The sequence below is a fragment of the Dehalococcoidia bacterium genome (assembly GCA_041649635.1).
GTDB lineage: Bacteria > Chloroflexota > Dehalococcoidia > E44-bin15 > E44-bin15 > JAYEHL01.
The window spans coordinates 184,018-210,038 of record JBAZMV010000002.1; the positions used below are offsets into that span (position 1 = coordinate 184,018).

General features: G+C 49.1%; 25 protein-coding genes. 7 read left to right on the forward strand and 18 right to left on the reverse strand.

Annotation, left to right across the window (positions count from 1 at the left end; genetic code table 11):
- Genes ahcY through hpt form a run of 8 tightly spaced genes read right to left on the reverse strand, consistent with a single transcriptional unit; the run spans position 1 to position 7,928 of the window.
- Positions 1-1,263: an adenosylhomocysteinase gene (gene ahcY, locus WC562_04785; protein ID MFA5055474.1), complete on the reverse strand. Its 1,263-nt coding sequence runs from the start codon at positions 1,261-1,263 to the stop codon at positions 1-3.
- Between the two features lie 15 nt (positions 1,264-1,278).
- The gene (locus tag WC562_04790) at positions 1,279-2,142 is read right to left on the reverse strand and encodes a PHP domain-containing protein (protein MFA5055475.1); all 864 of its coding nucleotides are present in this window, start codon (positions 2,140-2,142) and stop codon (positions 1,279-1,281) included.
- Between the two features lie 47 nt (positions 2,143-2,189).
- The gene (locus WC562_04795; GenBank protein MFA5055476.1) at positions 2,190-2,390 is read right to left on the reverse strand and encodes a DUF6485 family protein; all 201 of its coding nucleotides are present in this window, start codon (positions 2,388-2,390) and stop codon (positions 2,190-2,192) included.
- Positions 2,391-2,402: 12 nt separating this feature from the next.
- Positions 2,403-3,443, reverse strand: coding sequence for a methionine synthase (locus WC562_04800; protein ID MFA5055477.1), 1,041 nt, complete (start codon positions 3,441-3,443; stop codon positions 2,403-2,405).
- Between the two features lies 1 nt (position 3,444).
- Entirely contained in the window at positions 3,445-4,308 is an 864-nt protein-coding gene (mtnP, locus tag WC562_04805) for an S-methyl-5'-thioadenosine phosphorylase (GenBank protein MFA5055478.1), read from the reverse strand.
- Positions 4,309-4,358: 50 nt separating this feature from the next.
- Positions 4,359-5,396 carry an S-methyl-5-thioribose-1-phosphate isomerase gene (mtnA, locus tag WC562_04810; protein MFA5055479.1) on the reverse strand — a complete coding sequence of 346 codons (1,038 nt, stop codon included), beginning with the start codon at positions 5,394-5,396 and terminating at the stop codon, positions 4,359-4,361.
- A gap of 18 nt (positions 5,397-5,414) precedes the next feature.
- Complete coding sequence (gene ade, locus WC562_04815; protein ID MFA5055480.1) at positions 5,415-7,115, reverse strand: adenine deaminase; 1,701 nt, start codon at positions 7,113-7,115, stop codon at positions 5,415-5,417.
- Positions 7,116-7,928: a hypoxanthine phosphoribosyltransferase gene (hpt, locus tag WC562_04820; protein MFA5055481.1), complete on the reverse strand. Its 813-nt coding sequence runs from the start codon at positions 7,926-7,928 to the stop codon at positions 7,116-7,118.
- Positions 7,929-8,005: 77 nt separating this feature from the next.
- On the opposite strand from hpt, the gene WC562_04825 reads away from it, so the two are divergent.
- The 5 genes from WC562_04825 (at position 8,006) to WC562_04845 (ending at position 11,952) form a co-directional block, all read left to right on the forward strand.
- A complete protein-coding gene (locus WC562_04825; GenBank protein MFA5055482.1) occupies positions 8,006-8,749 on the forward strand; it encodes an enoyl-CoA hydratase-related protein in 744 nt (247 codons plus the stop codon).
- A 107-nt stretch (positions 8,750-8,856) separates the two neighbouring features.
- Positions 8,857-9,618, forward strand: a complete 762-nt coding sequence (locus tag WC562_04830; protein MFA5055483.1) for an enoyl-CoA hydratase/isomerase family protein — start codon at positions 8,857-8,859, stop codon at positions 9,616-9,618.
- Positions 9,619-9,641: 23 nt separating this feature from the next.
- Positions 9,642-10,427 (forward strand): Sir2 family NAD-dependent protein deacetylase, encoded by a 786-nt coding sequence (locus tag WC562_04835; protein ID MFA5055484.1) that lies wholly within the window; start codon positions 9,642-9,644, stop codon positions 10,425-10,427.
- Positions 10,428-10,510: 83 nt separating this feature from the next.
- A complete protein-coding gene (locus WC562_04840; protein ID MFA5055485.1) occupies positions 10,511-11,248 on the forward strand; it encodes a 3-oxoacid CoA-transferase subunit A in 738 nt (245 codons plus the stop codon).
- Positions 11,249-11,262: 14 nt separating this feature from the next.
- The gene (locus tag WC562_04845; protein ID MFA5055486.1) at positions 11,263-11,952 is read left to right on the forward strand and encodes a 3-oxoacid CoA-transferase subunit B; all 690 of its coding nucleotides are present in this window, start codon (positions 11,263-11,265) and stop codon (positions 11,950-11,952) included.
- 89 nt (positions 11,953-12,041) lie between these two features.
- Here the strand turns inward: WC562_04845 and WC562_04850 are convergent, their stop codons facing one another.
- From WC562_04850 to cobO, 10 genes are all read right to left on the reverse strand, one after another.
- Positions 12,042-13,886, reverse strand: coding sequence for a heterodisulfide reductase-related iron-sulfur binding cluster (locus tag WC562_04850; GenBank protein ID MFA5055487.1), 1,845 nt, complete (start codon positions 13,884-13,886; stop codon positions 12,042-12,044).
- A gap of 308 nt (positions 13,887-14,194) precedes the next feature.
- On the reverse strand, positions 14,195-14,419 hold the full coding sequence (locus tag WC562_04855; GenBank protein ID MFA5055488.1) for a hypothetical protein: 225 nt from the start codon (positions 14,417-14,419) through the stop codon (positions 14,195-14,197).
- Positions 14,420-15,997: a 4Fe-4S binding protein gene (locus WC562_04860; GenBank protein MFA5055489.1), complete on the reverse strand. Its 1,578-nt coding sequence runs from the start codon at positions 15,995-15,997 to the stop codon at positions 14,420-14,422.
- Between the two features lie 67 nt (positions 15,998-16,064).
- Positions 16,065-17,411 (reverse strand): NrfD/PsrC family molybdoenzyme membrane anchor subunit, encoded by a 1,347-nt coding sequence (nrfD, locus tag WC562_04865; protein MFA5055490.1) that lies wholly within the window; start codon positions 17,409-17,411, stop codon positions 16,065-16,067.
- Between the two features lie 9 nt (positions 17,412-17,420).
- A complete protein-coding gene (locus WC562_04870) occupies positions 17,421-18,107 on the reverse strand; it encodes a 4Fe-4S dicluster domain-containing protein (protein MFA5055491.1) in 687 nt (228 codons plus the stop codon).
- Positions 18,108-18,115: 8 nt separating this feature from the next.
- Entirely contained in the window at positions 18,116-20,518 is a 2,403-nt protein-coding gene (locus WC562_04875; protein MFA5055492.1) for a molybdopterin-dependent oxidoreductase, read from the reverse strand.
- A gap of 158 nt (positions 20,519-20,676) precedes the next feature.
- Entirely contained in the window at positions 20,677-21,123 is a 447-nt protein-coding gene (moaC, locus tag WC562_04880; GenBank protein ID MFA5055493.1) for a cyclic pyranopterin monophosphate synthase MoaC, read from the reverse strand.
- A 1-nt stretch (position 21,124) separates the two neighbouring features.
- A complete protein-coding gene (gene moaA, locus WC562_04885) occupies positions 21,125-22,102 on the reverse strand; it encodes a GTP 3',8-cyclase MoaA (GenBank protein MFA5055494.1) in 978 nt (325 codons plus the stop codon).
- 9 nt (positions 22,103-22,111) lie between these two features.
- Positions 22,112-22,717: an XTP/dITP diphosphatase gene (locus tag WC562_04890; protein MFA5055495.1), complete on the reverse strand. Its 606-nt coding sequence runs from the start codon at positions 22,715-22,717 to the stop codon at positions 22,112-22,114.
- 23 nt (positions 22,718-22,740) lie between these two features.
- Entirely contained in the window at positions 22,741-23,277 is a 537-nt protein-coding gene (gene cobO, locus WC562_04895; GenBank protein ID MFA5055496.1) for a cob(I)yrinic acid a,c-diamide adenosyltransferase, read from the reverse strand.
- A gap of 157 nt (positions 23,278-23,434) precedes the next feature.
- On the opposite strand from cobO, the gene WC562_04900 reads away from it, so the two are divergent.
- Together WC562_04900 and WC562_04905 are read left to right on the forward strand one after the other, a co-directional pair.
- Positions 23,435-24,223 (forward strand): DUF6612 family protein, encoded by a 789-nt coding sequence (locus tag WC562_04900; GenBank protein MFA5055497.1) that lies wholly within the window; start codon positions 23,435-23,437, stop codon positions 24,221-24,223.
- A 234-nt stretch (positions 24,224-24,457) separates the two neighbouring features.
- Positions 24,458-26,008, forward strand: a complete 1,551-nt coding sequence (locus WC562_04905; GenBank protein ID MFA5055498.1) for an acyl-CoA carboxylase subunit beta — start codon at positions 24,458-24,460, stop codon at positions 26,006-26,008.
- The last annotated feature ends 13 nt before the right edge of the window (positions 26,009-26,021 follow it).

Below are 26,021 nucleotides of genomic sequence, written 5' to 3' on the forward strand. Positions count from 1 at the left end.
TTAAGTGCCTGATTCCCAGCTCTCAAGATATTTTCGCTGTTCGTCCGTCAACGTGTCAATAGTAATGCCCATCGAGGCCAGCTTCAGCCTGCCAACTTCCTTATCGATCGCCGTCGGCACATTGTAAACGCCGGGCTTATCGATCCCTTCTTTAACTAGGTATTCCGCGCAAAGCGCCTGATTGGCGAAGCTCATATCCATAACGCTGGCGGGATGACCCTCGGCCGCTGCCAGGTTTATCAGACGACCTTCCCCGAGCAGGTATATCTTCCTCCCGTTTTTAAGCGAGTATTCGTCGATGCCCGGCCGTAGGCTGCGTTTTGCCATGGAAAGCTTTTCCAGCGCAAGGATGTTTATCTCAACGTTGAAATGCCCGCTGTTGGCTACGATTGCGCCGTCTTTCATTTTAGTGAAATGCGACTTATCGAGAACACTTGTATCTCCAGTTAGCGTAATAAAAACATCTCCTACTTTTGCCGCTTCGGCAATGGTCATGACAGCGTAACCGTCCATGCATGCTTCCAGCGCGCGGATCGGGTCGATCTCGGTAACGATGATATGGCTGCCCATGCCGCGCGCCCGCATGGCGACGCCGCGGCCGCACCAGCCGTAGCCGCATACTACTACGTTCTTGCCGGCCCAGAGGATGTTAGTGGCACGGGTGATGCCATCGATTGTGCTTTGCCCGGTGCCGTATCGATTGTCGAACAAATGCTTGGTGTCGGCTTCGTTGACCGCGATTATTGGGTATTTGAGCTTTTTCCCCGTAGCCATGCTGTTCAATCGAATACAGCCGGTGGTCGTCTCTTCCGTGCCGCCTATGATGTTCTTGATCAGGTCTTTGCGCTCTTTATGGATTGTCGACACCAGATCGGCTCCATCGTCCATCGTGATATTCGGCTTCGTATCCAGCACGGCGTTGATGTGTTTGTAGTATGTCTTATTATCCTCGCCTTTTATCGCGTAGACCGGTATGCCGAACTCATTCACGATGGCGGCGGCCGTTTCATCTTGAGTCGAAAGAGGATTTGAGGCGCACACTGCGACGTCAGCGCCTCCTTCTTTCAGCGTAAGCGCCAGGTTCGCCGTCTCCGTGGTCACATGAAGGCATGCCGCGATGCGTATGCCCTTCAGCGGTTTCTCTTTGGCGAAACGTTTGCGTATCAGGCGCAGCACGGGCATATCCCGTTCCGCCCACTCGATGCGTATCGCTCCCGCCGCTGCGAGTGACATATTTTTAACATCAGCCTTGATTTTGCCCATTATAAATATTCCTTCCTAATTTAGTTTGAACTGGTCCGCGACCCAGCCCGGCACATTAACGGTGCCGAGGATTATCGGTTTCTGGTGGCAATCGCTGCCACCAGTCATTATAAGCCCATTGCGCCTGGCGAAGCCAGTGTAATGCGCTGCTATAGTTTTATTGCTCCTGGGATACCAGCATTCCACGCCGTCTATGTACTCCAGCATGTATTGCGAAATTATGTTGGTCTGCGCATTCAGGTTTGTGGTTATCTCCCACAGGGACGTTCCTTTATCATCGGCTGGATGTGCGTGTACCAGCACGCCGCCCGCGTCCCTGATCAGATGCGACGCCTCTTCAAGTGATAGAGGGTACTTCGGGACGTCGAGTCTTACGAGATACTTATCGAAGGCCTGCTGCTTATCTCTGACTACCCCTTTTTTAACCAGATAGTTAGCGATATGCGGCCGTCCGAAAGAGCCGTTGACGCTATCGCTGATATTGGCGATATCATCCTCAGTGAACCTGTCGATACCTTCCGCGTCGAATGCTTCATTCAGCTTTTGCAGTATTTGCTGCGCCCTTTTCTCGCGATGCTCTCTTAATGATTGCAGTTTCTCCTTGAGCGCGGCATTATCCGGGTCGTAGTCATATCCCAGGAAATCCAGAGAATAAGGCTTGTTCTTGTATGTGAACGTCACGTTCAATTCCACTCCTGATATGTAGCAGATTCCGAGGTCGGACGCTATCTTGAACGCTTCGTTCTGACAATCGATATTGTCGTGATCGGTGACGGACATGAAATTAATGTTCCGGCGCTTCGCCTCTCGGAAGACTTCATCGATGGGCAGGTTGCCGTCGGAACCGGTCTTGGTATGGATGTGCAGGTCGATTTTCATGCGGGCCTATTCCAGACTTTCTCCATGCCGATCGGTTGTGTCTGAAGTCATGCTTTTTTGTTGTAACACTTGATGAATCTCTCTATGGAGCGATCGTACGTTCGTTCGACCTCAGGAGGGAAAAGACATCCCGGCAATTCACCCATCTTCCTGTGGTAAGTAATGCACTCGCAGCACTTCCCCTTGCGGGAGCACGGCTCGTATGTGCAGGTGCATTTCTCCATATTTGCTTTGATGTTACATTCCATTTCGAATTCCTATCACTTGATGTATTTATTCCTGAAGGCCAGCGAAAGGTCGGCGAGGAGTTCAAGAGCCCGCTCCGCGCCTTCTTCCGAGGCTGGTTCCAAACCGCATGCAGGCGTGAGAAGACTTTGTTTCAGCAGCTTGTCCCTGCTCACTCCTTTGCGCTCAAGTCCGGCCATGCAGCCGGTTAATCTGTCCAGCAGGTTTTTTACAGCTTCGTTCTGAAGGAACTTATCTTCGCGCGGCACTATGCCCCAGGCGATAACGCCTCCGCGCTCCATGAAGTCCTTTACTTCCGGATAAAGGGCGATCGTATTTCCGTAGCTGTAAGCGTCGAAGTTGATGATGTCTACGGATGTATTAAGCAGGATAGACCAGTCAGTATTGCCGCAGCAATGAACACCTTTCAGGCTTTGAACGTTTTCGAAAGTCCCTTCTATCAGTTCGGTAATACGTTCCCGCGGAATAGAGACAAATGCAGAGCCGGCCGCGGACATATAGGGTTCGTCGAAGAAAATAATCGTATTATCGGAGAGTTCTCGAAGCCTGGATTCCTGCCAGCGGGCCTTCAAGTTGAGATGCTTGACTACTGCGTCGGCGGCGGTCTCATCGTACAGGATAGGGCGGCGGTTCTCGTCGGTGACGGTCATGCCCCATGTAAACGGACCAGTTATCTGGCCTTTGACGGCAACAGGGTTCGACAGCCTGTGATTCAGGAATTCGTGCAGCCCCGCGGCGTATTCCTTGCTTATGCCGAAATCTTCTAGCTTGTTTTCAATATAAGCCGTGTACAGCTTTTCCAGTGGCTCGTCTATACCTTGTGATAAGTTTACATAAATTCTGTCCTGTTCCAGAACGAGTCCCGGGAATCCATCACTGTATTGGGCATACATGTTCTCAAGGAAAGAGCGTTTCGGCAATTGAGGCCAGAATGGGATCTCCGACAGGTATTTTGCAATGAGCGAGCAAGCCTTTGCAGGTTCTTTGTGAGGCATGCTGCCTATAGCAGTCGGCAGGCCGCTTAAATGAAAGCCGGTGCGGGATAATGTGTTCACTTTACTGAATATACTTCCTTATCAGCAGCGATAGGTCTTTCTTTGTTGCGGAAGGTATAAGCGCCGGGTCGGTCAGTATGGCGTTTTTTAACGCGCTGGCGCACTGACAATCCCGTTTATCCGGGATGCATCTCACCGCTTTTCTGATGATGCGTTTTGATATATCGGATGTGAGTTTGAGATTGGATATAGCTATATCGACGGTGACTTCTTCCTCGGTCTCGTGCCATACGTCGTAATCTGTGACGCATCCCACAGTGGCGTAACATATCTCTGCCTCGCGGGCCAGCTTGGCCTCGGGCAGTGCGGTCATGCCGATGATGCTGGCGCCCCATGAGCGGTAGAGGTTGGACTCGGCCTTAGTGGAAAAAAGCGGCCCCTCCATTATGACATATGTTCCCTCGGGATGGACCTTTGCCCTTTCTTCTAGCGCCGCTTTATACAGAATGTCGCTGAGTATAGGGCAGAACGGCCTGGCGAACCCCACGTGCGCGACGATGCCTCCCGTGAAGAACGAGCTGACCCTGTTGCTGGTGCGGTCGATAAGCTGGTCGGGGATCACGAGGTCGAGGGGGTGGATGCTCTCCTTCAGGCTGCCGACTGCGCTTACCGAGATTATCCATTCCACTCCAAGTGACTTCAGCGCATAGATGTTAGCCCTGGCCGGTATCTCAGTCGGGCTGACGAAGTGGCCCCTGCCGTGTCTCGGCAGGAAAGCCACATCTATTCCGTCGAGCGTTCCAATTATTATGGAATCGCTCGGTTCTCCGAACGGCGTCTTCGGCTTCACTTCTCTAATATCGGTCAGCCCCTCCATCTCATATAATCCGGTGCCGCCGATAACACCTATATTAGCCTTTGGCACGTTTTGTCTTCTCCTGTTTCTGTGGAAGCAATCGAATCGTTAGAGGGATACTATTTTAATCGAAGCAGACTGTTTTTATACGGCTCTCGTAATATCCCACGCTCTGTAATTATAGCAGATATATATCTGTGAGGGGTAACATCGAAGGCGGGGTTAGCCGCGCGCACGCCCTCCGGCGCAATGGGGATGCCGCGTATATGCGTAACTTCCTCGGGATTTCTTTGCTCGATGGGTATGTCGGAGCCTGAGCCGATGGTAGTATCGACTGTGCTTGTAGGCGCCGCCACATAGAAGGGTACGCCGTTCTCCATGGCCAGCACCGCCAGGTTATAGGTACCAATCTTATTTGCGACGTCGCCGTTGGCCACAATTCTATCGGCTCCCACTATCACACAATCGATTTTCCCTTGCGACAGGAAATATCCTGTCATGGTATCGGTGATCAGTGTGAACGGTATGCGGTATCGTTTGAGTTCCCATGCGGTCAACCTCGATCCCTGCAGCAGGGGACGGGTCTCACCGGCGAAGACATGAATCTTTTTGCCGCTTTCCCATGCCGCTTTGATCACGCCCAGCGCGGTGCCGTAGCCGGCGGCCAGCGCTCCCGTATTGCAATGAGTCATTATCGTATAGCCGTCCTTTATGAGGGAGGAACCGTGACGGCTCAGCGTCTTTTCCATCTCCTCGTCTTCTTTATCGATCTTTTTCGCTTCGGCCAAGAGAGCGCTCTTAATCTCGTCGACTGATTTGGCTTTCTCAGCTACGCGGTTCATTCGTTTTAAAGCCCAGAACAGGTTCACCGCCGTCGGTCGGGTAGCGGCTAATTCCTCGGATATCACGCGAAGCTTTGTGAGGAATAACTTTTTAGATTTGTCCCTTATTCCGTTTGCGCCCAGCGCCAGCCCGTATGCCGCCGCGATGCCGATGGCCGGTGCTCCCCGCACCCGCAGCATCTTTATGGCTTCAGCCACATCCTTGTAGTCGGAAAGTTCCAGATATACTTCTTCTTGAGGCAACTTTGTCTGGTCGATTAGACGGACTTTGCCGGAAACCCAATCGACAGCTTTGATCTCAGTTGTATTTCTCATGCTTCATGCTTTCGTCGGTTATTCCAGTATCTTGAATTGCAGCACGTCTACCAGTCCTTTATCGGTGAGACGCAGTTCAGGGATTACAGGCAGGGCGAGAAAGGATAGCGTCGCGAAAGGAGCGGATAGCTTCGAGCCCAGTTTAGCGGCAGCCTTCTCTACCTCCTCCAGCTTCTTGACCACCTTGTCGAGCGGCTGATCCGAGAGCAGTCCGGCTATGGGCAGGGGCAGCGCTTTGATGATTTTACCGTCGCATGCTACGACAAGACCTCCACCCAACGCCTCGACCTTTTTTATCGCGATATAAATATCTTTATCGTTCGTTCCCGCGGCGACGATGTTATGTGAGTCGTGAGCGATAGATGAGGTCAGCGCGCCGCGTTTCAGACCGAGCCCTTTCACCAGCCCCAGGCCGATGTTGCCGGTAGCTTTGTGGCGTTCGACTACGACGAGCTTTAAGATGTCGCGTTTCGTGTCAGCTACGACTGCGCCGTCGATTATCTTGGCTTTTTCATTAACGCTTCTAGTTATTATCTGATTCGGGACTATCTCTATTACGGGGTGATGCCATTTGGCAGCTTTAATCTTAAGTCTCTCGAGCTTAAAGGGCTTCACTTTCATGGTATGAGTCATCTGTTTGTTTTCACGTATCGAAGATGCGAATAGAGGTTTGCCAGCGCGAGCTACTAGCTTGCCGTGGCGGAATACCATCTCAGTTTTAAACCTGCGCAGGTCGCTCAGTACTGCAATGTTCGCCATATATCCCGGGGCGATGGCGCCGACGTTTTTTATCGCAAATCGCTCGGCAGTATTAATCGTGGCCATCTGTATCGCGCGTACAGGGTCCAGGCCCAGCTTTATCGCTTTTCGCACCACCGCATCGATGTCGCCGTCTTTCATCAGGTCGTAGCAGGAACGGTCGTCCACGACGAAGATGCAGCGCTTATAGGTTTTATCTGTGACCAGCGGCAGCAGTTCCTCAAGGTTCTTCTCGGATGAGCCCTCACGTATCATCACGTACATGCCTTTGCGCAGTTTCTCCTGAGCCTCTGCGAATTTTGTCGATTCGTGATCGGAGCTCATACCGGTGGCGATGTAGGCGTTAAGATCTTTGCCACCTAATCCGGGGGCGTGGCCGTCAATAACTTTGCTCTGAGACGCGCTGATTTTGGCCAGGACCTGGCCGTCGGCGAAAAGAACGCCCAGGAAGTTCATCATCTCGCCCAGGCCTGTAGTTTCGTCCCATGAAAGTATTTCTTCGATATCGTCCGGAGCTAGAGAGGCTCCGGCGGTTTCCAGGTGTGTTGCCGGTACACATGACGGGGCCATGAAATAAATGTCGAGAGGCAATGACCCGGCATAGCTCAAAACGTATTTTATGCCCGCGATGCCTTTGACATTCGCTATTTCATGCAGGTCGGTGACGATACCGGTGACGCCGCGCGGCACTACGGCTTCGGCGTAGCGGGCTATATGCAGCATCGAGCTTTCCGTGTGTATGTGCCCGTTGATGAGTCCCGGCGAGATATATTTGCCTTTGAGGTCGATAACTTGTTTCGCGTCCTTGTAGTCGCCGACGCCCGCGATCCTATCTTTATATATCGCGATGTTCCCCTTTTCGATTTCACCGCTGAAGGTGTTCACTATCCTGGCATTCGCCAGTATCAGATCGGCCGGGGCGATGCCGCGGGCTACGGCAATCAGTTTATCCAGCTTCATCTAATCCTCCACGACGCATATATCGCACAGGTTCCGGTATTCCTCATTGCAGTCTATTCCGTAACCTACGACGAATTTATCCGGAACGGTTATGCCGACGTAATCTATGTCGATTTTGACCTTTCTGCGCGACGGTTTGTCCAGCAGGGCGCATGTTTTCACGGAGGCCGGCTTGCGCCTTTTTACGTATTTCACGAAGTGGCTTATAGACAGGCCGGTATCCACGATATCATCGACGACGATAACATCGCGGTTTTTTACCGATGTCTCTAATCCGTGTACTATGTTTACCTTACCTGAGCTCACTTTACCCGAACCGTAGCTAGACAAGCGTACGAAGTCTACCTCAACCGGCATATCGATAAGGCGAATGAGATCGGCTAGAAAGATAAAAGAGCCTTTCAGCACGCCGATGATCAGGGGGTTCTTATCTTTATAATCGTTACTTATTTCTTGAGCCAGCCGTCTGACCTCGAAGTGCAGTTCTTCTCTCGGAATGAGCACTTTTGGTTTGTCCTGCGATTGCAACGATGCGATACCGGGAGTCGGCTTCATAAATGATTCATCTATGAGGCCTTCGGCGCGTTCGTAGCACGGGCATGGGGGAACTCCTATAGCGGCGAAAACACAGTTATCCAGGTGCATGCCTGAATACCACCCGGTCATCTCGTTTTCTTCTATCTCGCACCAGTGTTCCTGATAGTCCTCTTCAGGATCATATTGCCCCAGCTTGTGATGCGAGCATGTGGCGCAGCGAGCGGGACGAAAGAAATCCATAGCTTCCTCCATGCAGACATTATATTTACTCATCATCTGTGTGTCTACTTTTACTTGACACTATCTAGATACTCGTTTATCATCGCTACAGTTGCGAGTGTTCGTGGTCTGATATGAAGTACAAAGCTTTAAAATATGAGAAAAAGGGACGCACAGCTTATATCATTCTAGATACGCCTGAAAACGGCGATTCGTTGCATGAGAGTGTGTGTAATGAACTACTGGATGTTTGCGATGTTGTCAGCCGAGACGATTCCATAAGTGTGGTTGTGTTTGGACATGCCGGGCGAACGTTCCTGTTTGGCACGGCGACTGAGCTTGGTGCACTCGTAAGTGAAGTTATTGGGTCGGTGGCCCGCCTCGATAAAGTTACCGTTGCCGTGATTGATGGGGATGCTTTCGGCGAAGGGCTTGAATTGGCGCTTGCTTGTGATATTCGCATCGCCAGCGACAGGTCACGTTTTGGGCTTCCGAATGTTTCAGAGGGTACCATTCCATGCGGCGGCGGCACGCAACGGCTTCCGCGATTGGTAGGTCAGGGCAACGCTCTTGAATTAATTCTTACTGCGAAGACAATCGAAGCTGGGGAGGCGTTTCGTATCGGCTTAATACAGAAGATGATACCTTTCAAGGATATTGAAAAGGAATCCGACGTTCTGGTACAGAAGATCGCAGAGAAAGGGCCTGTCGCACTAAGATTTTGTAAGGAAGCCGTCAATAAAGGAGTGGACTTAACCTTGGTACAGGGATTGAGACTGGAGGCCGACCTGTACTTTCTTATTCAGACTACCGGTGACAGGATGGAGGGGATCAGGTCATTTTTAGAAAAGAGAAAACCATCGTTTAAAGGCGAGTGAGTGATACTGAAGTGTTTGACTACCACTTCAGGTCATATATTGATACACATGGCTGCACAAAAAAAGCACCTCTAATGTTTTGATAACGATTGTGGTAAAATAAATTCGTGACTGGATTTGAAACCATAATATATGAAAAGTGCGATGGCATAGCCAGAGTGATTCTGAATCGTCCCAAGGTGTTGAATCGGTACAACATCAAAATGCGGGACGAGATGTATGAGGTCCTCTCTGCGATAAGAGATGATCCTGAAGTTGAAGTGGTCATATTTAGCGGTGCCGGCGAAAGAGCATTTTGTGTCGGCGCGGACCTGAGTGAATTCGGTACCGCTCCTTCGCCTGTGATAGCCCGTCAGGTCAGGTGGGAACGAGATGTCTGGGGGTTATTGGACAGCCTTAAGCAACCTTTAATCGCTGCATTACATGGTTATGTGCTGGGTTCGGGTGTGGAAATAGCCTTGTTTTGCGATATCAGGATAGCTTCTGTCGACGCGGTTTTCGGAATGCCTGAAGTGGCTCTCGGTATGATCCCCGCGGCGGGAGGAAGCCAGACGCTTCCTAGAACCATAGGCGTAGGGAGAGCTTTGCAGTTGCTGCTCGATTGTGAATATATCGATTCGGAAGAAGCTTTAAGGATCGGACTTGTTAATAAGGTTGTGAGCCGTGAAGAACTTTTATCTGTTGCTGAAACCATGGCCAAAGATATAAAAGCAAAAGACGGTGCGGCGGTGAGATATGCTAAGGAGGCTGTGAAAAGGGGACGGGACTTGCCGCTGGAACAAGGTATGGCACTAGAAAGAGGTATAGCGAGGATTCTGAGAACAACGGTTGGGAATAGAGCCCGAGTCAACGATGCTGCTCTCATGTAGGGGATTTTTCCGGGAAATAGAGAATGGGTGATCAGCTAAAAGGCGGCATATCGGAACAGCTGGTTGAGGCGGCTGCGAATCTGGTTGTTGCTTCCAATAAGATTGTAGCATTTACCGGAACAGGTATAGCCAGCTCTACTCAGACCCAGCAGGTGAAAGCCTCAGTTAATCTAGGGGAGGATACATTCCCTAAATTTCAGGGCGATCCCGCCGCAAGGAAAAGAGGATGGCAGTTGTGGACCATGTTCCATATGATAGAGACTTCACAACCCAATGCCGTTCATTATGCGATAGCAGAATTACTGAAACTGGGCAAGCTTGAATGCGTTATCACTCAGAATGTAGACGGCTTGCATCAGAAGACGGGGATACCTGACGACAAGCTGGTTGAGCTACACGGTTCATTGCGGTGGCTTAAGTGTATTAATTGCGGTCAGCGTTATCATATTATAGATATCGCAAAGAAGCTGGCGGAAGGACAAAGTGAGGAGTCCGTTTGTACGGATTGTGGCGGGAAGTTGAAGGCGGCGACCGTATCTTTCGGAGAGCCTCCCCTGACGGAGGAGGTCAGTAAGGCGGAGCGGTTTTCAAGGAATTGCGACCTGTTTATGCTGCTCGGGTCATCGCTGATGATATATCCTGCCGCGTATATGCCGGTCTATGCTGTTGAGTCCGGCGCGAAGCTCATGATAATTAACACGGGTACTTCTCATATAGATGATAAGGCTGATGTTTTTATTCAGGGAGACGTAGGCAAAGCTTTGTCGGCCATCATGGATAGGGTCAGAAATAAGGCAGGGGCTTCTTAGAATATGTGTTATTTAAATTGCGACTGTAACAGATTGAATTAAAAGTAAGCAAGTCTAAATTTACAAGGAGGGAACTTAAAACAATGGTAGACAAGTCTGTCGCAACAATACAGGAGGCGATAGCTGACATCCAAGATGGCGCTATAATAGCAATTCCTGGATTCTTTGTCGCGGGCGTGCCTAGAGCACTGCTAAGGGGGATAATAGAAAAAGGGGTCAAGCACTTGACACTCGCCTGCGGCTGTGGGGCCTTGGTTGGAGCGAGGGAAGAATGCGAACTACTAGTTAAAAATGAGCAGCTGGATAAAGTAATAGATTCGTATCCGCTCGATCGTTCAGCGAGTAAAGGCGCAAATAATCCTTTTGAGCAGGCTGTCAGAGCGGGGAAGATAGAGGTGGAGATTTTTCCCATGGGTACTTTGGCAGAAAAGTATAGGGCGGCGGGCGCCGGCATTGCCGGTTTCTATACGCCGACTGGTGTCGGTACCGCTGTCGAAGGGACTATCACTAATATGCCGGATAATGGAAAAAAAGAGAAGAAGATGTTTGACGGCAGGGAATACATACTTGAGCTTGCTTTAAAGCCTGATTTCGCTTTCGTACATGCTTTCAAAGGAGACAAAGAAGGTAACCTCAGATATCGAAGGACGGCGAGAAATTTTAACCACGTTATGGCTGCATCGGCTAAGATTACCATAGCCGAAGTCGAGAATCTCGTGGAACCAGGGGATATGGATGTTGATGATATACATACGCCGGGTATCTATATTAAACGAATATTGCAGGTAGAACGTCCGAAATTTCATATCGGTATAGGTTAAGAAGGGAGAAAATAATGACCTCTGATAGCAAGATGAAGAAATTAGAAGGTATTCCTAGGGAGATGATTGCCCTGAGAGCCAGCAAAGAGTTGCAAGATGGCTGGTATGTCAATCTAGGCATAGGTATTCCTACTCTTATAAGTGACTGGATAGAGGGAAGGGATATAATACTTCAGGCTGAGATAGGTATGATTAAATGTGGTCCAATTGCCACAGGCGATGAGGCGGATCAGGATTTAATTAATGCCAGTTCTCAACCGGTAACAATATTGCCGGGATCAGCCTGTTTCGATATTGCAGAGTCGTTTGCTATGATACGCGGCGGACATATGGATGCTATTGTAGTTGGCGCCCTCCAGGTTTCAGAAAAAGGCGATTTAGCTGGATGGAACAACCCTGCCAGAGGGCTCACTATAGGCGTCATCGGCGGTTCAATGGACCTTTGTGCTAACGCCAAAAAACTCATGGTTGCTATGGAGCATACAACGACTACCGGAGAGCCCAAAGTACTTAGTAAGTGTACCTATCCCCTGACGGCAAAAGGCAGGGTTAATATGATCTTTACAGATCTGGCTGTTATGGAAGTTACTTCAAAAGGGCTAATATTAAAGGAAATAGCACCGGGAATCACTGTGGAACAATTGCAGTCGGTAACTGATGCGCCGCTGATCGTGGCACCTGACTTAAAAGAGATAGAATTCTAGATAGAATCCATCAGTTCGATAGATTATCTAGAGATAGAAAAAGGCCTTCATATCGTGAAGGCCTTTTTAGTTTGTATTTGGAAGGTAGATTATTTCTTCGGTTCGTCCTCTATCGCCAGCGCCACAAGTTCCGCAATATCGAGGGGCTTTATTTTCTCAGATGCTTCCTTTGCTTTTATCGCATCCTCGAACATCTGTAAGCAGAACGGGCATGCAGTGGCGATGGTGTCCGAGTTGGTTTCAAGAGCCTGATCGGCACGCATCTCGCTGATTCTTACGCCTGTCTTTTCCTCCATCCACATATGGCCGCCGCCGGCGCCGCAGCAGAAGCTCTTGCTGCCGTGTCTTGTCATCTCTTTGAATTGTACACCAGGCAGCGCATTTATTATCTTGCGCGGATCATCATAGACGGAATTGTGACGGCCTAAATAACAGCCGTCATGGTAAGTAATCGCTTTATCCAGGTTGTTCTTAAGCGTGAGCCTGCCCTGGCTGATTAGTTCGGCAATAAATTGTGAGTGGTGGATGATTTCAAATTCGCCGCCGAACTGAGGATATTCATTCTTCAGACAATTATAGCCATGCGGACAAGTGACGACTATTCGCTTGACATTATATTTTTTAAAGGTTTCGATATTTTTCATCGCCTGCATCTGGAACAGGTATTCGTTGCCGATACGACGCGCGGGATCACCGCAGCAGCTTTCTTCCTCACCCAGGATACCGAAATTGACGTTCGCAGCCCTGAGTATTTTCCCGAAGGCCTTGGAGACCTTCATGTTCCTATCCTCAAGAGCGGCGGAGCATCCGACAAAGTATACGATTTCAACATCGGAGTCGTTAGCTAAAAGCTTGCCTCCCTCGATATCGCCGCACCAATCCGTCCTGCAGGCGGTGGTGCCTTTGCAGGTATGTCCTCTCTCCTCGATGCACCGCAGAGCCATCTCAGCCGTTTCCGGCATTTCGGCCTGGTCAAGCACGAGGTTTCGGCGCATATCGATTATCTTATTGATGTGCTCGATATATGCAGGACAGGCCTCCTGGCAAGCTCTGCAGGTGGTACAGTCCCAGATGACATCATGCTTGATCACATCGCCGATCATCTGGGCGCCGGTGTCTCTGCCCTTACCCATAAACTTATTTCTTAACATGCCGAAGATATCCGGACCTGAATCGTACCAGTGGTTCTTCAAATCTTGTATTACCTGTTTTGGAGAGAGCTCTTTGCCGCTTAGGTAAGCCGGGCAGTTGTCCTGGCAGCGGCCGCATCTTGTGCAGGCATCGAGGTCCATGAGTTGTTTCCATGTGAATCCCTCGATTTTGCTAACGCCGAACGTTTCGGCTGTCTCCAGGTCTACAGGCACAAGCGCGCCTTTAGGCCCCAGTGAACTGAAGAACACGTTTAGTGGGGTCAGCAAGATATGCTGCAATCGTGAGCGGTTAACCATGACATATACCAGGAATACAAATGCAGGAAGTGTATGCAACACCGCTCTGTGCCAGACGAATACTTCGTTAAATGATTGTGTGTCAAAAGTCGGGAGCATCTTGGAGAAAAGATATCCGACCGGCGCCCATGTCGCCCAATCTGTCGGGTCTATCCCGCCAGCCGCGATGCGATAGCCCTTGGCCATGAATCCCGTGATTAAGATAATGAAAACCCAGATGTATATCAGTGTATCGTCCGGCTTCGTATCGAGCCGTGAAGGTTTTGCGATATATCTGCGGTATATGGCCAGAAGACCGCCGACTATCATCATTACGGCGCCGATCTCGGAGATGAGGGAGGCAAACAGGAAGACAGCCTGAGGCGGGCTGCTCAGGTCAACGGCGTACGAGAAAGGCCGTATAATTTTACCGAGGAGGAACAACGCGGTACCCCAGAATATCAACAGGTGCATTATTCCGGGATAGGGCTCTTTTATAATCTTCATATGTGCGAAGATCTCTTTTAAGACCAGCATTATTCTTGTGGGGATCTGGTCAAACCGATTCTCTTTTCCGCCCATACGTAAAAGCTGGTAATGACGGAATAAACCGAAAACAAATACTGCAGCAATAGCAAGTAAGCATATCGATGTTCCGATAATTACCGGCTTGTAGATATTCTCTATATATACACTTTGATTTATCCAGAAAAGATCACCCAATGCGGTCCCCCTGATTCAACTTCATATCTTCATTCATGAATTTTATGACCTTCGACAGATTATCTCATTAGTAAAGTTTCACTGTGCATATGCTAAATCTCAGGATAGAAAGTAAACAGGTGTGAGAATAGAAAAACCAGAAACAAACATCCGGCTGCAGCGATAAAGAGCGTTACTAGCTTGTTATGCTGCTGTTTAATACCAAGGTCAAAAAGTATCAACCTTACTCCTGCCAAAATTGAATAAAACACTATTCCCAATAATCCTACTTCAATCAAAACGGCTATTACTCTAAGAAATGTATCCATCTTTTTCACTCATCTCTTTTGTTGAATTACCACTCTACATGACGGACAGTATTCAGTCCATTCAGCGTCTGAGACCCCTGAGTCCTCCAACTTGCGTTTCAGTGCATCGACCATCGATTTCGATGCGTAAGGTTTATTACAATTGCGACAATGTATGAATTCATTCTCAAATATAGTTTCCCCGACGTTGCTTAACCTGGCGAAATCGAGTGCTTTACTAACCTTCATGCATTCCTCGGGGCATTTGTTCACGCAAAGGTTGCAGGCAATACATTTATCATGATTAAAGATCAGTTTAAAAGTAGGCGGATCGCCTGACGTTCGAGTTGATATAGCACCTGTAGGACAGTTCTGTGCGCAAACATTACAGCCAGTGCAGCGTGCCGAATCGATAGTTACAATTTCGAAAGGCACGTCTTCGCCTGATAACATGTCTTCGTTTGTAATTCGGAGCTTTGAATCCATCTCCTTGATAATAGCGGCCAGATTGTACATGCCTTCAAAAGTCATTGAACCTGGCGCAGACTTAAATTGTGTATGTCCTGATGCTACTACATAGTTGGTAAACTGGCGCAGATTGCCATTCAGCTCAATATCGACCTTATTTATACATTTGATACGGTTCTTATCTATTCCCCAGCGGTCGAGTAATTGCTGTACGAAATTGATAGTATTAGCTAAAGATTGCCGAGGCGTTTTATTGATGCAGCATTCTTCATCGTGAATAAGCGCTATGCCGTCGGCACCCATGTTAAAGGCGTTTAACAGCAGTAAAGGTGAGACGATTGACAGGGAAGGCACTTTAATGGTGAATATGCTGGGCGGGCAGTTTTTTATATCGGTATCGTCATTGTCAAAGCACGATTGACAGAAGATTGCTATTATTCTATATGGAAGCTCAGCGCGATTGGAAAGCAGTGCTTCGATTTCCCGTTCCAGTTCCACTGTGGAATATCCCGGATAAGATATCGCTCCTCTGGGGCATGCATTAACGCAGGCGCCGCAGCCGGTGCAAGAAGATTTATCGATTTGTAGTGCGTTATAGGAAGACGCTATTGCTCCGGCAGGACAAATATCCGCGCATAGTTTACATGAATCTCCCAGACAATCATCTTGTAAAATGGCCGGTATTACTTCATACCGCGGCAACAGCGAAGTTGCCAGATTCCGTCGAGTGATCTCGGTTTTGGAAAGAGAGAAACATAACTTTAGGTTCTCCTGAGAAATGTCACCGCATGTAGAAGCTTTTGAAATCTGTGACGCCAGAAGGAGTTTGATCCTATCCGATATTTCGGCATCCGAAAAGTCGGAGGATAATTCGCTCAGTATATTTAAAACTTTTGTGAAGCAAAGGCTGCTGTCGTCAACATCGACATCTTGCCAGAAGTTAGCTTTGTTCCGTATCTTGTCGCAAGCTCCTATTACTACAGGACGGATATTAACGCTATCCATGAGGAGGCGCAGTTCATGGCGTTTGCAGAGATTGTTGCCTGTAATTACTTCTAGACTCGGATCAGTATCATGAATAAAATGGCTCAACTCTTGTAGAGATATTCTTCTCTCAAGAGCTCCGTTACATTCACACAAAATAACTCCGCACCCAGACACTGCAACCTACTTTATTCTACGTCCTTTTCTTATTAAATATCCTATACTATGATGATTTATTCTCATCAGGATTTGCATGTGTATTTTCTGACGGAGCATCCGTCTTTGCAGCTTCCTCGGTTTTTTGAGGAGCGTCCGCTGCCGAAGATTCCGCTGCTTTCGGAGAAGCTTCTGTCTTTAATGGTTCTTCAGCTTTTGGAGGGGCCAGCTTAGCAGCTTCAGCTGCCAGCTCCTCGGCTGTCTTTTCCGGTAAGGCTTTTAGGAATTTCAAGCCCAACAAGAATAATAAACCTACCATTGTGAAAATACCAAGAGTGATTCCCATTTCCACGGGTGTTATGGCAAAAGTTCCCACTGCTCCGTATACTCCCTCTATGTGGCCGGGATAGTAGTGCTGAGGGAAGGCTGCTTGTGAAATAACCAGGAAGTATCTCTCAAAGAATATACCTATGACTACGGATACAGAAGCTATAAATATCCAATTAACCGTCCTGAGTTTTTTATTAAAGAGAATTATCAATGGTAATACAACAACAAGGCCGATTTGCAGAACCCAGAATATCCAGGCATATTGACCGGTCAAGCTAAACATGACGGCCGCTCTTTCAGGTGAATATAAGTGAGTCATTTTATCCAGGAATATGAGCAGAGCTAATATACAGATAAACATAATTAATAAACGGCTTAAAGATACAACCATATCTTTACGTAGATCGCGGCCGGTGAATTTCATTGTCAGTACAAGTACTACTATTAGAAGAGCCAAGCCGGAGGTGATAGCGCACGTTAGAAACTCTAATGGCTTTATTGGAGTGAACCAGGCTTCCCGGGCGGCCATAAAACCAAAGATGGCTCCTGTCCCCATATGCACCAAGGCAGCCCATCCTATAGCGAGAATGCCCCATCTCTTCATCCATGCCTTGTTGCCTGAAAGGATGATACCCAGGTATGCAATGCTGATTATGAAATAGCCGCTGTACAAAATGCCGTTGATAGCGAACATGGATGTCATGTTGTTCCAGTAGAAGAACATGAACAGGCGCCAGAAGTTCTCCGGCCTGCCCAGGTCTATCGCGATGCCGATCAATGCGCCGAATATCAATACGATTGCCAGCAGAACGGCCATTCTGCCGATAGGCTTGTATTTCTCCTGTCCGAATACATATACAAGGGTCGAGAGTATCAATGAACCGGCGCTTAGTCCAATGAAATAGATGGTGAGCACTATGGGAAAACCCCATGGAATTACATTGCTGCTGCCGAATAGATAATGGCCTTTATAGTATGAAATGCCGTAACAGATCAGGCCTAACAGGAATAATCCGGCGAGAACGCCTACAGCGATCTTATAGTTCTTGGAATGACCTTCTACGGATACAAAATTCAGTTCCACAGATTCACCTTACTTAGTTAAATAATGTACTTTGGGCTGAGTGCCCATAGCCTCTCGAAGTATTATTGAAGTTCTGTTTGATAGTAATTTCGATACTTCGCTGTCGGGATTGTCTAAATCACCGAATGTCCTGGCATGGGCCGGACACGCCTCAACACATGCAGGTACAACCTCGGTACCAATCTCTTGTCCATCCATCAATGCTTTTTCAATTCGATGGAAACAGAAAGTGCATTTCTCAACCATTCCGTGTGCCCTGTGAGGAAAAGGCCAGTTTCCTATTAAATCCCTTCTTAAAGGCGGATCAATCCGATTATACTGTACATCCTCTTGCTCTTTATAATTGTAAGCCCTGGCGCCGTACGGGCAGGCAACCATGCAGTATTTGCATCCAATGCATCTTCGGAAATTCTGCATGACGATTCCGTCGTTTCGACGATAGGTTGCTTTACAGGGACATACCATTACGCAGGCAGGATTGTCGCAGTGCATGCAGGGCATCGGAACCATTTCGACCTTTGCTGTAGGATATTCGCCTTCACTGGCTGCGATTACTTTGTGCCAATATGGATCCTGCCTATGAATCTGCTCCTCAAGCGAACCATGCGGCACATTATTTTCTTCCTTACAGGCTATTGTGCATTCCTGGCAGCCGGTGCACTTATCCAGGTCTATTATCATTCCCCATCTTGCCATTTAGCGCCTCACGCCTTATATACTTTCACTCTTGTATTAAAGAAAGCTGATTGTCCGCTTATATTATCGTAATGGACACTGGTGATGTCATTTGGATTAACGCCTATTTCATTGGACCACTCACCATCATAGTAGTGACCCTGCCCCCGGGCTATTGCTACCACTTCGGGATGTATTCCGTGGAACACCCGGGCCTTGGTCTTGATCTTATCCACCGGCGATTCCACCCACACTTCATCGCCGTCTTTGATCTTAAGTTCGTCGGCGGCCTCTTTATTGATCTCCACAAAATTCTTCCAGCCGTAGCCGTGCATTACCAGGTACAACTCCTGAGCCCATGGATAGTTCTGACTACCATTTTCAATACTTAAAACGGGCTGGTATGTTACCAGGTTAAGAGGATACGAACCTGCATTACCCTCGAATTCCGGTTCGGTGTAGTGAGGCAGGCAGGCTATGTTGTCGATAGTGCTTGACCCCGATGATTCAAGCAGTGCCTTCAGGTTGCCCGAATAGAACTCGAATTTCTTGGACGGAGTTGCGAAAATCGCATCGTATTTATTAAACTCGTAATCGGGTCCAACCCAGACGCCTTTATTGCGGAACTCGTTCCATGATATTAAGTTCTCCGTGCGGTATCTAACGAATCCTTCCGCGTTGTCGCCTATATTCACAAATGATTCGGCTACGCTATCGCCAACCTGTCCGGCCAGGTTGAAAATGATATCGCCAAGAGCCACGGACTCTTCCATTTTTTCTATCACGGGTTGCTTTATCTTAACCTCGGTGAAGCCGGAGCCGGGCGGGCAGTGCTCGTAAGCCCAATCCTCCAGCAGCGTGCACGCCGGCAGCACGATATCGGCGAATTCCGACATCTCAGTTAGAGAAGGTGCAATATGGACATAGAAAGGCAACTTTGCCATCGCTTGGTTCCAGCGTCCGGTGCCGGGTGCGAACATATTGAAGTTGCTGTTGAAGCCTATAGCCATTTCGACGGCATAAGGATTATCGCCTAATATCGAATCCGCTACTTGGTTCGTTACCATCTTGGCGGCAATGAAGTTCTGTTTGCCCCTGAGATCAATAGTATCTTGAGAATTCCCGGTCTCCGCTATCGAATCCTTAATAATCGCGGGCATATCCGTATATGAAGGATACTCCTGATATATAACTCCGCCGGGTACGTCGATGCTGCCGACCAGGGCGTTCAGACAGAATATAGCGTAGCTTGTGTAGGAGCCGTTGGGCCAGCAGGTGGCTCCCCTTCCGCGCCACGCGATTGCGGGTTTGGACCCGGCGAACTCTCTTGCTATCTGACGGATGACATCGGCATCAATGCCGGTAATGGATGCAACCGACTCAGGACTATACTGGCTGAGGGCCAGATTCTTGTATTCCTCAAAACCGCTTGTCCAGTTGCTCACGAAATTCGAATCGTATAAGCCTTCACTGATAATGACATTTGCTATGGCCATCGCCAGGGCAGCGTCCGTGCCTGGCTTTATCGGTATCCATGTATCGGCCTTGGCCGCAGTGACCGAATACCGAGGGTCTACAACCACGATCTTTGTGCGCATAGCCTTCTCGCGCCTCATCTTGCCCCACATACGTAGGTTGCGCGCAAGCGGCTTCTGGGATTCTATGATACTTGCGCCGAAAGAGAGGATATAATTCGTGTTCTCAAGATCGTATGCGCTGAGCGTATAGTGGCCGTCGGCCATCCATTCGCCGGCCTTTGACGCTTCGTCATCAAGTGCGTCGCCTGTTATGACATTCGGTGTGCCGAACGCTTCGGCAAATCTACGGATTAAATCTTCATTGCTGTTGCTGTTTAGTCCGTCGAACAATATTAGTTTATGAGGTGCTCCGGAAGACCTTAGAGATTTCAGCTTAGAAGAAATCTCGTTCAAGGCCTCGCCCCAGGTAATTGCCTCCCAGACCGGGTCGATCCCCTTGCCTTTCTGTGCATTGGTTCGCTTTAAGGGGGTTTTGACGCGATTGTGGTCATATAATATTTGCAGTCCGATTTTACAGCGCGGGCATGTCTTTCCATCCGATACTTTTGATAGGGGATTGCCGTTGATTTTAACGGCCCTGATATCCTCGCCCTCCTGCACTTTCACTATGGTCGCGCAACGGGTAGGGCAGTTCAGGCATGAAGTGGGAATCCACTCTTCGGTGAAAGTTTCGTAGATGCTGTCTGAAGGGGACAAGAACTGCGCTTCGGGGCGTTTGATGGCGAAACCGGCTGTCAGGGCAGCGGTCGCAGCGGCCGAAACGCCAAGAAAAGTCCTTCTGCTTAATAGTAAGCGCCCGGACTTTTCCTTCTTTTGTTTTGTTTTTCTATTAATATCTTTTGACCCGGAGGTCGGTGATTCACCGTTATTCAGTGTATCTGGTTCCTGTTTCATGAAATCTTTCTATCCTTAAGATTTGATAAAACCGCCTCGCACCATCGATACAGACCGCGTAAAGTATAGCATATCAAAAATCCTGGTGCAATACATTTTACTGACTATTGTTATTTATTTCACAAATATCTCAATCCTTAAATTAACCAAGGGATTACTTATTCGAGTACAACTTCCCCGCTTTTGCCTCCGCTCTTCTTCAACAGTCGTATATTCTCTATCCGAATGCCTTTCTCGACCGCTTTGCACATATCATAGATGGTCAGCGCGGCCACGGAAACGGCGGTCATCGCTTCCATTTCCGCTCCTGTCTTACCGGCACACTTCACCTGTGCGGTAATATCGACCCATCCGTCGCCGAATTCGAATTCGATCTTGACTTCATCGAGCAGCAAAGGATGGCACATGGGAATCAACTGGGACGTGCTCTTAGCTGCCGTAATCCCCGCCACTTGAGCTACCGTAAGCGCTCCACCCTTGGGCAGCTTATCGTTTCTGAGCATGTCGAGCGTAGCGGGCTGCATAACAACGCGTCCCTTGGCTAAGGCGGCCCTATTCGTGACAGGTTTATCGCTTACATCTATCATTCTGGTTTGTTCTGTCATCCTACCCTCCCAGTTGGCACATAGCCCTTCCCTTTTGATATTGCCCCTTAACTAACGTGTAGCGTTCCGGCTTAGCCTCAATAGCGCGTAACAGGCATTGTTTGATATCGTCAAATGTCCCGCCGTTACGCAGTACCGATTTTAAGTCCAGTTCACGATCGCTCATGAGGCATGGACGCAGCATTCCGTCCACCGTCAGCCTCAATCGATTACATGAGGAACAGAAACATTCACTCATCGGACTTATGAATCCTATTGTTCCCTTTGCTCCCGGGAACTTGAAATACCTGGCGGGTCCGTTGCCGTTGCTTGTAGAATGTGGTTTCAACTCGCCAAATACTTTCAAACGCTCGATAATTTCGCTAATGGGGACGAAGGAGAATGTCTTGTTGTCAACGAATGGCATAGGTTCTATAAAGCGGACATGCCAGCCTTTCTCGATGGAAAGACTTGCGAAATCGGCAACCTCGTCATCGTTGATATCCCTGATGACCACCATGTTGATCTTTACAGGGTCTAGTCCTATTTCTTTTGCGAACTCAATTCCCTCAATGGCATCGGCTAGCCGTCCTGTACGAGTAATGCTGTGGTAGCGCTCTTTATTCAGCGAATCGAGGCTGATGTTTACCCGTTTCAAACCTGCTTCCTTCAACTCGGATGCGTATTGTTTTAAGAGAATCCCGTTCGTTGTTAAAGCTATATCATCTATTCCTTCGATCTGAGAGAGCATCTTGACAAGATCGGTCAATCCCAGCCTTACCAGGGGTTCACCGCCGGTCAGCCGGAGTTTGTTGATCCCTATCGCAGCCGCTGCCCGCGCCACGGCCGCAAGCTCTTCGTAACGGAGAACATCGCTGTGCGGCAGGCTCTGCACACCCTCGGCAGGCATGCAGTATACGCATCTCAGATTGCACCGGTCGGTGACCGATATCCTGAGATAGTCTATATGTCTATGAAAACTGTCGGATACTTCTACCATATACTTTAATTATATACTATAAAGGTCGCTTAAGATTTTACGCGCTTCATCGGCGGCTTTCCCCCTGTGGCTTACGGCGTTCTTCCGGCTCATCGGGAGCTCAGCCATGGTCCTGTGCAGTTCAGGCAGGTAGAATATGGGGTCGTATCCGAAGCCTTTATCACCCAGAGGCGCAAAGGTTAGTACGCCGCGACATTGCCCCTGGCAGGTTTGCACTTTGCCGTCGGGTCGAGCTATAGCGATGACGCATCTGAACTGAGCGTTGCGCTTATCCCAAGGAATGCCGGCCAGCTTGTTCAGCAGGAAGTCGATGCGTTCCGCGTCCGAGGCGTCTTCTCCGGCGTATCGCGCCGAGCGCACGCCCGGTTCGCCGTTCAGCGCATCGACCTCAAGCCCGGAATCGTCGGCCATGGTAATCAGACCGCTTAACTGGGCATACCGTTCTGCTTTAAGTACGGCATTTTCTTCGAAAGACGCTCCGGTTTCCTCTACCTGTTCGCTGATATCGATATCTTTAAGCGATACAATGCGGTAGGGTATGCCTTTGAGAAGCCTGGCATACTCGCGGACCTTGGCTTGATTATTGGTGGCTAGAAGAAGTTTGGGCTTGCTCAATATATCAGACTTCCCGTCGAATTTTAGTATTCTATTCCTTTTCTCGCTTTTATGCCTTGACGATACGGATGCTTAACTTCATCCATATTCGTGACCAGGTTCGCCGCGTCGGTTATCATCTTGTCGGCATAGCGACCGGTCAAAACGACCTCGACCGAGGGCGGTTTAGCGCTGATTATATCGACTACGTCCTGAACGTCGATCAGCTTCCACGCGGATGCTACGTTGATCTCATCAAGTATGACGAGGTCGTAATTCCCGCTCTGTATCGCCGACGCGGAGGCGCTGAGCGCAAGGCGGGCCTGTTCCTTCTCATCTTCTGTAACGTTATCAGGGTCGGTAAGGCGATCAAAACCGAAAACCTCGAACGATAAATCAGGCAGCTTTGAGAGAATCTCGCGCTCTCCGTACGGGAATGGTCCCTTCATAAAGAAGATAATGTGGACCTTCGCGCCATGTCCAAGGGCCCTCACGGCCAGTCCCAGCGCGGCTGTAGTTTTGCCTTTGCCGTTGCCGGTGTAGACCTGTATCAGTCCTTGCGTAAAAAATGTATCGCTCATATCGAACTATCATTAAAGGGGGGCGCATTACGTTCGATTCCAGTGTAACAACGGCATATTCTAATGTCAATTAAACGCTGCTTGTGATTCTAAGCTGACTTAATTAGGCATGTATGCTATCATATTCTCGATTATTGATTAACAAAGGAGGACTTCCATGAAGGCTAGATTTCTGGCAGTAATTGTCCTTTGCGTTGTGTCTATCCTGGGGGCGGTTGCCTGCAGCGGGGGAGGGGTGGCGCCCAACGGCATGACCGGCGGGGAGATACTGGCCGCGTCTCAAACCACAACGTTTAATTCCGCTCGCTTTAGCGCCACGGTTGAGACCGGCATGATGGGTGAGTCACTCGCAATGCAAATGTCCGGCGCTATGGATGAGGCTAATCAAGCAATGTATATGACCATGACGGCGCCCGATATTGATTACACCATGCAGATGTATATAACGGATGGCTGGTTATACATGATCGATCCCGACTATAGTACAAGTTGGATTAAGACGCAACTTACAGAGGATATATGGGAACAGCAGAATCCTACCGCTCAGCAGCTGGAGCTTTTAGAGGGGTTCGTAGAGGCTAACTATCTAGCTATGCAGAATATAGGCGGGTCCAACTGCTATAAGATAGAAGTTGTCCCAAACTGGAACGCCATATTGGGCGCGACCGATATGGATGAGACGGAATACTATAGTACCGAACAACTGGTCGACATGATCAAGGATACCGAATGTATGGTTTGGGTTGAGGAGGCCTCCTATTATCCTGTTCAGTTATATTTCAGCATGATCATGGAGATGGATATTCTGGGAGAGAAGTATTCAGTTACTATGGATATGACCATGACGTTCACCGATATCAACCAGCCTGTGAATATCACGCTTCCCGCAGCAGCCGCCAGTGCTACAGAAATCTCATATGATGACTTTATGTACGGTGAGTGGTAGGGAAAACAGAGTTGGTGAACTCGAATATTAAATAAACAACTTTTAATCAGAGTCAAATAGTTTACATAAAGGGTGTCCAGAATTATGACGGGCACCCTTTATTATTTAGCTTTATTATATAGAAATTAGCGGAGGCGCATGCTATAATACGTTGGTGCTTTGAATAGGTATTAGCTATAGAAATTCTAGTATATATTACAGCCGAAGGCTGTTTTTGCGTCAGGAGGACACTGGATGGGAATCCTTGAAGAATACAAGCAGAAACGTGATAAGGTCCTGCAGATGGGTGGGGCCAAGGAAATAGGCAAGCAGCATGAACGGGGCAGCTGGACCGCTAGGGAAAGAATAGATTACTTCTTCGATCCGGGGACGTTCACCGAGATAGGATTATTCGTAAAGCATCGCACTACTGCTTTCGGGCTCGATAAGAAAGAGTTTCCCGCGGAGGGAGTGATAGTAGGATTCGGGCGCGTCAACGGCAGGATAGTGATGACCGCCGCCGAGGATTATACGACGATGGCCGGCACCTTCGGTGAATACCACGGCAAGAAGTTCTCTGAAGCTATCACCATGGCCAAGGACATGGGCGTGCCCTTCGTCGGCATGAACGACTCGGCAGGGGCCAGACTCCAGGAAGGAATGGACACGCTACAGAGCTATGCCTGGCTTTTCAGGTCTCAGATACTGGCCTCCGGCATCATTCCCCAGATAGCGCTGATAATGGGCCCCTGCATCGGCGGTCAGGCCTATCACCCCGTGATGCAGGACTTTGTCTTTCAGAACCGCAGGACGGGAAGGATGGGCATAGCCAGTCCGGCGTTCGTTAAGACGCAGACGGGAGAAGAGATAGACCTGGATACTCTGTGCGGCATAGAGGCTCACGCTATCAAGTCGGGTGAAACGCATGTGGTAGCTGAGGACGACCAGGACTGTCTGGATAAGACCAAGGCGCTTCTTGATTTCCTTCCGTCCAATAATAAAATGGAAGAGCGCCGCAAGACATACCGCGAGCCGGATGACGATCCTTACAGGGAGATACCGGAACTTAACGATATGGTCCCCGACGATCCTCTGACGGCCTACGATATGCATGAAATAATATACAGAATCGTAGATAACGGGTATTTCTTTGAGATATTCGCGGATTTTGCTCCTAACGTTATCGTGGGGTTTGCCAGGTTCGGCGGACGCCCCGCGGGCATAGTGGCCAGCCAGCCTTCCTTTGCCGCGGGGGCTATAGACTGCGACGCGGCGGATAAGATCGCCAGGTTCGTGCGGTTCTGCGATATGTTCAATATACCGCTTATAAACCTGCACGATGTCCCCGGCTATTGGATCGGTTCGGCCGAGGAGTGGAAGGGCATACTCAGGCACGGCGCGAAGATGATCTATTCCTACATCGACGCCACCGTGCCCAAGATCACCGTCATCGTGCGCAAGTCTTACGCGGGCGCTTACACCGGGATGTGCTGTAAGGATACGGGGGCCGATTTCATGTTCGCCTGGCCGGGAGCGAGGGTCTGCATAGTTGGCGCCGAGACGGCGGCCAGCATCATCTTCGCCAGAGAGATAAAAGAGGCGGCTAATCCTGAGGAGATGAAGGCCAAGCGCATCGGCGAGTACCGCAAGCTCTTCGAGAATCCCTACTGCGGCGCTGAAAGAGGGTTCATTGATGACGTCATCATGCCCAGCGATACCAGGAAGATAATAAACAAGGCGCTGGACCTTCTGGAGACAAAGACGGTTGTCAGGCCGCCGAGAAAATATTCCAACATCAACCTGTAAACAAGAGCACTGT